We start from the raw sequence: 8,651 nt of genomic DNA on the forward strand, positions 1-8,651 counted from the left end.
GCCGGCCGATCGTGGGCGGAGGGGCAGCTGGCCGTCGCCAGCAACGGGCTGCTGCACCCGGTGGTGCTGGGCGCCATCGCCGCCGGTACCGACTGTGCCGGGTGCGCCCCGGCGCGGGACCGGGGCGGCTGACCCCCCCCCAACCCCCATCGCTCCACCCCACATGACCAGCGCCCAGGCTGGCCTGGCCCGACGCGTGCCCCACCCCCCCCCCGACCGCATCACCGGCGACACCGCCCCGGTCGCGGCGATCCTCAAGGGGTTCCTCGGCGGGCGCATCGAGCTGTTCCTGGGCTTCATCTGCCTGGCCATCTACGCCTGCGGGACCGTCATCATGGCCACCGCCTCCCGGCTGGCCTGGGCCATGGCCAGAGACCAGCGCCTGCCCGCCCACCAGCTCCTGGCCCGCGTGCCCCGGGCGACCGGCGGGCCACCAGGGGCCACCGCGCTGGTCGCCGCCGCCAGCGCCGCGATCGTCATCACCCTGGGCGGCAACCCCGACGCGCTGACCACCTTGTTCACCGCCTCCACCCTGCTGCCCGCGATCCTGTACACCGCCACCGTCGTGCTGTACGCCTGGGCCGCCCGCCACCGCCCATTGACCCAGCCGGACGAGACGTCGTTCCGGCTCGGCCGCTGGGAGCGCCCCGTGGTAGCCGGCGCGCTGGGCTGGCTCGGCGTCGAGCTGGTGATCCTGCTCGCCCCCGCCCAGTTCCGCCCCGCCCAGGGCTACGCTCTGGCCGCGGTCGCGGTCGGCGCGGTCGTCTACCTGCTCATGCGGCTCACCGAGCCCGCCGCGATGACCAGCCAGCCCCCACCCACCCACCACCCAGGGCCGGCCGGGGAGCAGCCCCTATGGTGACGCGCGCTGCCTGTCTCTTGGCGCCGGGCGGTGTGAACACCGCCGGCGCGGTCGTCACCGGGCTCGTCGTCCTGGGCGGGCTGCTCGCGATCGTCGCGCTGCTGCTGATCGACCAGCAGGACGAGCGCGCCCACCAGCGGCGGATGGCCCGCGCCAAGGCCATGCGGCAACATGACTGACCCAGCCAAGCACGGCAACCCGCCCGACCCAGGGATTGGTACCACCGCGGGCACGTCTGAGTGGGACCCCGTGGTGGCCAGGGCGGTCCACACCGCCCAGGTCTTCGGCCAGTCCCAGACGCAGACCGCCCCGGGCGGTCGGGTGGGGCCGCCCGGAGTCCCCACGCCGCGCTGGGAGCTGGCCCTGGGCGCCCAGGGCGCGGCCCAACTGCTGTCGGGGTTATGGGTGGAGGCAACCGCCCACGGCCTGCCCGTCCCCGCCGAGGTCGCCGCCGCGATCCGCGCCCTGTCGGCATGGTCCAAGGAGCTGGCGGGACCGCGAGCGTAGCAGGGCAGATCGACCTCCACGCTGCTAGCCCAGCTCGGCGAGTTGGGCCTCGACCTCGGTGCGGGCCTCCTCCACCTCGGCCAGGCGGGCGCGGGCCTTGCCCACCACCTCGGCGGGCGCCTTCTCCACGAAGGACGGGTTGGCCAGCTTCGCCCCGGCCCGGGCCCGCTCCTGGGCCAGGGTGTCCAGCTCCCTGCGGAGCCGGGCCCGCTCCTCGTCGAGGTCGAGCAGTCCCTCCAGCGGCAGGTACAGCTCGGCGCCGCCCGCGAGGAGCTTGGCGGTGGGCTGCCCGCCGGCCGGGGCCGGGCCGACCTCGACCGCTTCGAGCCGCGCGAGCCGGCGCACGCTCTCGGCCTCGGCAAGGAACAGCTCGGCCTGGGCCTGACTGGCCGGGGAGATCGTGAGGCGGGGCCGGCGCGCCGGGGGCACCTGGTGCTCGGCCCGGAACCGGCGCACGGCCGCGATCACCTCCTGCAGGGCGGCCATGTCCGCCTCGGCGGCCTCGTCGGCGTCGCCGGGCCGCTCGGCCGGCCACGGCCCCAGCGTGATGGTTGGCGCGCCGGTGAGGGCCCGGCTCAGCTCCTCGGTCACGAACGGCATCACCGGGTGGAGCAGGCGCAGGGTCGCGTCGAGCGCGTAGGCCAGGGTGGCCCAGGCCCGTCGGGCGTCGTCGCCGGGGTCCCGGCGTGCCAGCCGCGGCTTGGCCAGCTCCACCGCCCAGTCGGCCAGCTCGCTCCAGGCGAACGAGAACAGCAGGCGGGCGGCCTCGGCCGGGTCGTAGCAGTCGTAGGCGGCGGTCGCGGCCGCCCGGGTCCGCTCGAGCCGGCTGAGCAGCCACCGGTCGGCCAGCACCCCGGTCCCAGGGTCCGGGGCCGGGAGACCCCCGACCAGCGCCCCGGTCCTCAGGTCCGGGGCCGGGAGACCCCCGACCAGCGCCCCGGTCCTCAGGTGCGGGGTCGGGAGACCCCCGGCCTGGGCGCCTGTGTCGGTACCGTCGGGCGCCGCAGCGAGGACGAACCGGCCGAGGTTCCAGAGCTTGTTGGCGAAGTTCCGGGCCCCCTCGACCCACTCCTCGGCCAGCGGCACGTCGGCCCCGGGGTTGGCGCCCCGGATGAGCGCGAACCGCAGCGCGTCGGTGCCGTAGCGGTCCATCAGCTCGAGCGGGTCGATCACGTTGCCGAACGACTTCGACATCTTCTTGCCCTCCCGGTCGCGCACCATCCCGTGGATGGCCACCACCTCGAAGGGCGTCGGGGGCTGGAAGTGGCAGCCGAACATCAGCATCCGGGCCACCCAGAAGAAGATGATGTCGTAACCGGTCACCAGCACCGAGGTCGGGTAGAAGTCGCGCAGGTCCTCGGTCTCCTCGGGCCAGCCGAGCGTGGAGAACGGCCACAGCCCGCTCGAGAACCAGGTGTCGAGCACGTCCTCGTCCTGGCGCAGGTCGGTCGCGCCGCACTCGGCGCACTTGGGCGGGTCCTCGCGGTCCACCGTCACGTGCCCGTCCGGGCAGTACCAGGCCGGGATGCGGTGCCCCCACCAGAGCTGACGCGACACGCACCAGTCGCGGATCGACTCCATCCAGCCGAAGAAGGTCCCCGCGTAGCGCTCGGGCTCGAACCGGGTCCGGCCGTCGCGCACCGCGGCCATGGCCTGGTCGGCCAGCGGCCGTGTGCGAACGAACCACTGCAGCGACAGGCGCGGCTCCACCTCGGTGCGGCAGCGGTAGCAGTGGCCCACCGAGTGGGACGCCTGGTCGACCTTCTCGAGCAGGCCGAGCTCGGCCAGGGCCGCCTTCACCTCCCGGCGTGCGGCGTACCGGTCCAGGCCCTCGAAGCGCCCGCCGTTCTCGTTGACGACCGCCTCCTCGGTGAGGATGTTCACCTTCTCGAGGCCGTGGCGCTCGGCGATCTCGTAGTCGTTGGGGTCGTGGGCCGGGGTCACCTTCACCGCGCCGGTGCCGAACTCCGGGTCCACGGCGTCGTCGGCCACGATCGGGATCTCGCGGTCCACCAGCGGCAGGCGCACGGTGCGGCCGATCAGGTGCTGGTAGCGCGGGTCGTCGGGGTGCACGGCCACGGCGGTGTCGCCCAGCATGGTCTCGGCCCGGGAGGTGGCCACCACGATCCAGCCCGAGCCGTCGGCGAGCGGGTAGCGCAGGTGGGCCAGCTCGCCCGGCACCTCCTCGTGCTCCACCTCGATGTCGGAGAGCGCGGTCAGGCAGCGCGGGCACCAGTTGATGATGCGCTGGCCCCGGTAGAGCAGGCCCTGCTCGTAGAGGCTGACGAAGACCTCGCGCACCGCGCGCGACAGCCCCTCGTCCATGGTGAAGCGCTCGCGCGACCAGTCCACCGAGTCGCCCAGGCGGCGCATCTGGCCGAGGATGCGCCCGCCCGACTCGGCCTTCCAGCTCCACACCCGCTCCACGAACGCGTCGCGGCCGAGGTCGAAGCGGGTCTTGCCCTCCTTGGCCAGCTCGCGCTCGACCACGTTCTGGGTGGCGATGCCGGCGTGGTCCATGCCGGGCAGCCACAGCACCTCGTACCCGTGCATGCGGTGGAAGCGGGCCAGGTAGTCCTGGAAGGTGTGGTCGAGGGCGTGGCCGATGTGCAGCGAGCCGGTCACGTTGGGCGGGGGCAGTGCCATGCTCCAGCGCGGCTTGCCCGATCGGGCGTCGGCGCGGAACACGTCCTCGTCCAGCCAGCGCTGGTACGTGGGTTCCTCGACCGTCTTGGGGTCGTAGGTCTTGGGCAGCTCGCGCCGCCCGGCGGCCCGCGGCTGGCTCTGGGTCTGCGCCGGCCGGGCGCCTGTCGATTCGGTCACGGGAACGCTCCTCAGCGTCGTCGCCGGGTCAGGGCGAAACGGGAAACGCCGATACGGCGGGGCCTCGCGCGCTGCAGCGAGCAGGTGTCGGGCACGGCTGCGGGCCCGAGGCCCGGACGGACGGGCCTAGGCGGGTACTCGCAGGGCCGAGGCAGTCTGGGCCGCCAGCGTGGCCGCGAACCTGCTCACGTGCGCAACCATCCTCTCGAAGCTCGCCGGACACCAGCGTACGGGTTCGGGGCCGCTCTCCTCAAACCGTTGGCCGCGTTCCCCAAACCGTTTGGCCGCCCTGCTCGAACCGTTTGGCCGCCCTGCTCGAACCGTTTGGCCGGATGTGCCCGCTCCCGGAGCGCCCGCCCTGGTCAGGGAGTGCGCCCGACGACCGCATCGGCGATGAAGCCGACCAGGACCACGACGACGCCGGCCAGGCTCGAGACCCCTCCGGGCGAGACGACCGAGCGGGGCTGGCGCTCCTCGACCTCGTGGCGGGCCTGCGCGGCCGGGTCGCGCGCCTCCTGGCGCCGGCGCTCGGCCAGGGCGCGCTTGCGCCGGCGGTCCAGCACCCCGATGGGCGCGTTGCGCCAGGAGCCGCCGAACATCATCCCGGCGCCCACCAGCGCGCAGACCAGCGCGGCGCTGCGCCCGTAGCCGCGGTCGAAGACCCAGCTCAGCAGGCCGGCCCCGAGCAGGCAGCAAGTGGCCACGATGGCGGTCTGCTCGGCGACGCGGAGCAGACCCTCGCCGAGCTGGCGGACGAGCAGGCGGGACCGCTCAGCCATCGCCCGTCCCGGGCTCACGAGTCCCCCCGGGGGTCAGCGGGGACGGCAGGGCGAAGCCGCCGAAGATGAACTCCGGGCCGCCCACGTCCATGCCCTCAGGCCGAGCGTTCCCGGCGGGTGCGCTCGGCCGCGGTCTCCCGGTCGCGGGGCACCAGCGTCGGGTTCACCCCGCGCAGCACCACGTCGGCGGTGATCACGCAGCGGCGCACGTCGGTCCGTGAGGGCAGCTCGTACTGCACGTCGAGCAGCACCTCTTCCAGGATCGCGCGCAGCCCCCGCGCGCCCGTGCCCCGCAGGATCGCCTGGTCGGCCACGGCCTGGAGGGCGTCGTCGGAGAACTCAAGCTCCACACCGTCGAAGTCGAAGAACTTGCGGTACTGCTTGACCAGGGCGTTCTTGGGCTCGACGAGGATCCGGACCAGGGCCGACTTGTCCAGCGAGTGGACCGAGGAGATGACTGGCAGCCGTCCGATGAACTCGGGGATCAGGCCGAACTTGAGCAGGTCCCCGGGCAGCACCTTGGCCAGGATCTCGCCGACGTCCTTGTCCCCGATACGACGGAGGTCGGCCCCGAAGCCGACCCCCTTGCGCCCGGTCCGCGACTCGATGATCTTTTCGAGTCCCGCGAACGCGCCCCCGCAGAGGAACAGCACGTTCGTGGTGTCGATCTGGATGAACTCCTGGTGGGGGTGCTTGCGCCCGCCCTGCGGCGGCACGCTCGCGGTCGTGCCCTCGAGGATCTTCAGCAGCGCCTGCTGGACCCCCTCGCCGGACACGTCCCGGGTGATCGACGGGTTCTCGGATTTCCGCGCGATCTTGTCGATCTCGTCGATGTAGATGATCCCGGTCTCGGCCTTCTTGACGTCGTAGTCGGCCGCCTGGATCAGCTTCAGGAGGATGTTCTCGACGTCCTCGCCGACGTAGCCCGCCTCGGTGAGCGCGGTCGCGTCCGCGATCGCGAACGGCACGTTCAGCATCTTGGCCAGCGTCTGGGCCAGCAGGGTCTTCCCACACCCGGTCGGGCCGAGCAGGATGATGTTCGACTTCTGCAGTTCCACGTCGCTGGCCGCGCCCGCCCCGACCTGGATCCGCTTGTAGTGGTTGTAGACCGCGACCGACAGGACCTTCTTCGCCTCGTCCTGCCCGATCACGTAGTCTTTGAGGAACTCGTAGATCTCCCGCGGCTTGGGCAGCTCGTCGAACTTCAGCTCGCTGGTCTCCGACAGCTCCTCTTCGATGATCTCGTTGCAGAGGTCGATGCACTCGTCACAGATGTAGACCCCAGGCCCGGCGATCAGCTTCTTGACCTGCTTCTGCGACTTCCCGCAGAAGGAGCACTTCAACAGGTCGCCGCCGTCTCCAAACTTGGCCATCTGTTCGAGTCTCCTCGTGCGGTTCCCGACCTGTCTGCGCTCGGCATGGAGAGTACGTGTCCGCCGTGACGACCCGCCAGTCGCCTGCCCTGCCCTTACCGGCCGCCGTTGGCCGATGCGGAGACCAGCTCCTCAGCCGTCTGCCGGCTCTCGATGATGTCGTCGATGATGCCGTACCGCTTGGCCTCGTCCGCGGTCATGATGAAGTCCCGGTCGGTGTCGCGCTTGACCTTCTCCACGTCCTGGCCGGTGTGGGTGGCCAGGATCTCGTCGAGCATGCGCCGCATGCGCAGGATCTCGCGGGCCTGGATCTCGATGTCGACGCTCTGGCCCTCGGCGCCCCCGGAGGGCTGGTGGATCAGGACCCGGGAGTGGGGCAGGCCGAAGCGCTTGCCCTTGGCGCCGGCGGCCAGCAGCACGGCCGAGGCCGAGGCGGCCTGGCCCATGCAGATCGTGACCACGTCGGGCTTGATGTACTGCATCGTGTCGTAGATCGCGAGCAGCGCGGTCACCGACCCGCCCGGCGAGTTGATGTAGAGGTTGATGTCCTTCTCGGGCTCCTCGCTCTCCAGGTGGAGGAGCTGGGCCATGATCAGGTTGGCCACTGTGTCGTCGAGAGGCGTGCCAAGGAACACGATGCGCTCCTTGAGCAACCTCGAGTAGATGTCGAACGACCGCTCGCCCCGGTTGGTCTGCTCGATGACGACCGGAACCAGGTAGTCGGAGATGGGCTGCATCGTTGCTTCTCCTTGGAGGAACCGTGAAGGCTTAGGAATCTCGAGCGTCACCGTCGGGAGCTTCGGTGGTGCTGACCCCGGCCTCCCCCGCAGCCGTCGACGCCATGGACGCAACCGCGCCCGCACCTGCAGGAGCACCAACCTCGGCGTGCTCCACAAGGAACGCGAGCGCCTTGGTACGCAGGATATCACCGCGGATGACGCTGCCGTCCCCCCCGCCGAGCGCCTTGCGGATCTCTTCGGGGCTGCGACCGACCCGCTGGGCCTGGCGGCGCACCTCCGCCTCGACCTCCTCGGCAGTCGCCTCCATTCCCTCGGCGGCGGCCACCGCCTCCAGCACCAGCTGCGCCTTGACCGCCCGCTCCGACTGGGCGCGCAGGTCGGCCTCGACCTGCTCGGACGTGGAGCCGGTAGCCTCCAGGTACTGGTCCAGCGTGGTCTGCATCATCGCGAGCTGCTGCGCGAAGCGGTTGGCCCGGTAGGACAGCTCGTCGCGCACCAGTGTGGCGGGCAGCGGGACCTCGACCATCTCGAGGTAGGCGCCGAGCACCCGTGTCTCCAGCTCGGCCGCGGTCTGCTCGGAGACCGCCTGCTCGAGGCGCTCGCGCTCGGCGTCGCGGAGCTCGCCGATGGTGTCGAACTCGCTCGCCTCCTGGGCGAAGTCGTCGTCGAGCTTGGGCAGGACCTTGGCCTTGGCCTCCTTGACCAGGACCTGGAAGGTGACGTCCTTGCCGGACAGCTCCTCGTTGGCCAGGCCCTCGGGCAGCTCCACGGTGAAGCGGAGGATGTCGCCCTTGCGGGTGCCCTCCAGCTCGTTGTCCAGCTCGGGCACGATGCGGTTCGAGCCAACCTCGTAGAGGAAGTCGGTCCGGGTCAGCTCCGGGATCCGGGTGGTATGGCGGGAGGCGTGCAGGTCGATCTGGGCGTAGTCGCCGGCCGCCAGGGGGCGGCCGATGACCTCGAGCTGGGCGAAGCGCTCGCGGATCAGGTCTATGCGCTGGTCGACCATCTCGTCGGTGACCTCGAGCTCGGGGCGCTCCACCTGGACGCCGCGGTAGGGCGGCAGGTCGAGCTCCGGCTTGACCTCGACGGTGGCCGAGAACTCGAGCGGCCCACCGTCCTTGTAGGAGGGCGGCTCGACCTGGGCCCGGGAGAGCGGCTCGACGCCGTGCTCCTCCACCGCCCTGGCGTAGAACTCGGGCACCGCCTCGCGCTCGATCGCCTCGGCGACCAGGGCGTCCCGGCCGATGCGGGCCTCGATGACCTGGCGCGGCACCTTGCCCTTGCGGAACCCGGGCACCTTGACCTCGCTGGCCAGGCGGCGGGCGGTCCGGTCGATGGCGGGCTTGAGCTCGTCAGGCTCCACGACGATGTTCAGCTTCAGCCTGGTGGGCTCGACAGGCTCGACGGTGCTACGCACGGATGCCTCCGGAGGACGGGTACGGCGGGATCGATGGATGTTCTGGGTAAGGAGCACCGGCCCGAGGTGCAACGGCGCCGGACCGAGGAGAAGCGCCCAAGGCGGGCAGGCGCCCGTCAGTATACCCGCCCACTCCGGCCGGACCGCCGC

General features: G+C 71.8%; 8 protein-coding genes. 3 read left to right on the forward strand and 5 right to left on the reverse strand.

The genetic code is table 11. The features are described from left to right. The first annotated feature begins 163 nt into the window (after window positions 1–163). Genes VG276_05010 through VG276_05020 form a run of 3 tightly spaced genes read left to right on the forward strand, consistent with a single transcriptional unit; the run spans window position 164 to window position 1,369 of the window. Window positions 164–862, forward strand: a complete 699-nt coding sequence (locus VG276_05010) for an amino acid permease (GenBank protein HEV8648764.1) — start codon at window positions 164–166, stop codon at window positions 860–862. Continuing rightward, window positions 856–1,041, forward strand: a complete 186-nt coding sequence (locus VG276_05015) for a hypothetical protein (GenBank protein HEV8648765.1) — start codon at window positions 856–858, stop codon at window positions 1,039–1,041. The genes VG276_05010 and VG276_05015 overlap by 7 nt, the downstream gene beginning before the upstream one ends. Further along, window positions 1,034–1,369, forward strand: coding sequence for a hypothetical protein (locus tag VG276_05020; GenBank protein ID HEV8648766.1), 336 nt, complete (start codon window positions 1,034–1,036; stop codon window positions 1,367–1,369). Before VG276_05015 ends, VG276_05020 begins: the two co-directional genes overlap by 8 nt. A 24-nt stretch (window positions 1,370–1,393) precedes the next feature. On the opposite strand, the gene VG276_05025 is transcribed toward VG276_05020, so the two are convergent. The 5 genes from VG276_05025 to tig all read right to left on the reverse strand — a co-directional run bounded on the left by VG276_05025 (window position 1,394) and on the right by tig (window position 8,501). After that, entirely contained in the window at window positions 1,394–4,123 is a 2,730-nt protein-coding gene (locus VG276_05025; protein HEV8648767.1) for a valine--tRNA ligase, read from the reverse strand. Window positions 4,124–4,554: 431 nt separating this feature from the next. Beyond that, window positions 4,555–4,971 (reverse strand): hypothetical protein, encoded by a 417-nt coding sequence (locus VG276_05030; GenBank protein ID HEV8648768.1) that lies wholly within the window; start codon window positions 4,969–4,971, stop codon window positions 4,555–4,557. Between the two features lie 95 nt (window positions 4,972–5,066). Continuing rightward, window positions 5,067–6,344 carry an ATP-dependent Clp protease ATP-binding subunit ClpX gene (clpX, locus tag VG276_05035; protein ID HEV8648769.1) on the reverse strand — a complete coding sequence of 426 codons (1,278 nt, stop codon included), beginning with the start codon at window positions 6,342–6,344 and terminating at the stop codon, window positions 5,067–5,069. A 95-nt stretch (window positions 6,345–6,439) separates the two neighbouring features. Further along, window positions 6,440–7,081, reverse strand: a complete 642-nt coding sequence (gene clpP, locus VG276_05040) for an ATP-dependent Clp endopeptidase proteolytic subunit ClpP (GenBank protein ID HEV8648770.1) — start codon at window positions 7,079–7,081, stop codon at window positions 6,440–6,442. Window positions 7,082–7,112: 31 nt separating this feature from the next. Then, window positions 7,113–8,501: a trigger factor gene (gene tig, locus VG276_05045; GenBank protein ID HEV8648771.1), complete on the reverse strand. Its 1,389-nt coding sequence runs from the start codon at window positions 8,499–8,501 to the stop codon at window positions 7,113–7,115. Between the last annotated feature and the right edge of the window lie 150 nt (window positions 8,502–8,651).

It is taken from the genome of Actinomycetes bacterium (assembly GCA_036000965.1).
Lineage (GTDB): Bacteria > Actinomycetota > CALGFH01 > CALGFH01 > CALGFH01 > DASYUT01.

Bases quoted from the DNA above. Each gene is read 5' to 3' on its own strand.
- VG276_05010 (HEV8648764.1), top strand. From the start codon at position 164: ATGACCAGCGCCCAGGCTGGCCTGGCCCGACGCGTGCCCCACCCCCCC.
- VG276_05015 (HEV8648765.1), top strand. From the start codon at position 856: ATGGTGACGCGCGCTGCCTGTCTCTTGGCGCCGGGCGGTGTGAACACC.
- VG276_05020 (HEV8648766.1), top strand. From the start codon at position 1,034: ATGACTGACCCAGCCAAGCACGGCAACCCGCCCGACCCAGGGATTGGT.
- VG276_05030 (HEV8648768.1), bottom strand. From the start codon at position 4,971: ATGGCTGAGCGGTCCCGCCTGCTCGTCCGCCAGCTCGGCGAGGGTCTG.
- clpX (HEV8648769.1), bottom strand. From the start codon at position 6,344: ATGGCCAAGTTTGGAGACGGCGGCGACCTGTTGAAGTGCTCCTTCTGC.
- clpP (HEV8648770.1), bottom strand. From the start codon at position 7,081: ATGCAGCCCATCTCCGACTACCTGGTTCCGGTCGTCATCGAGCAGACC.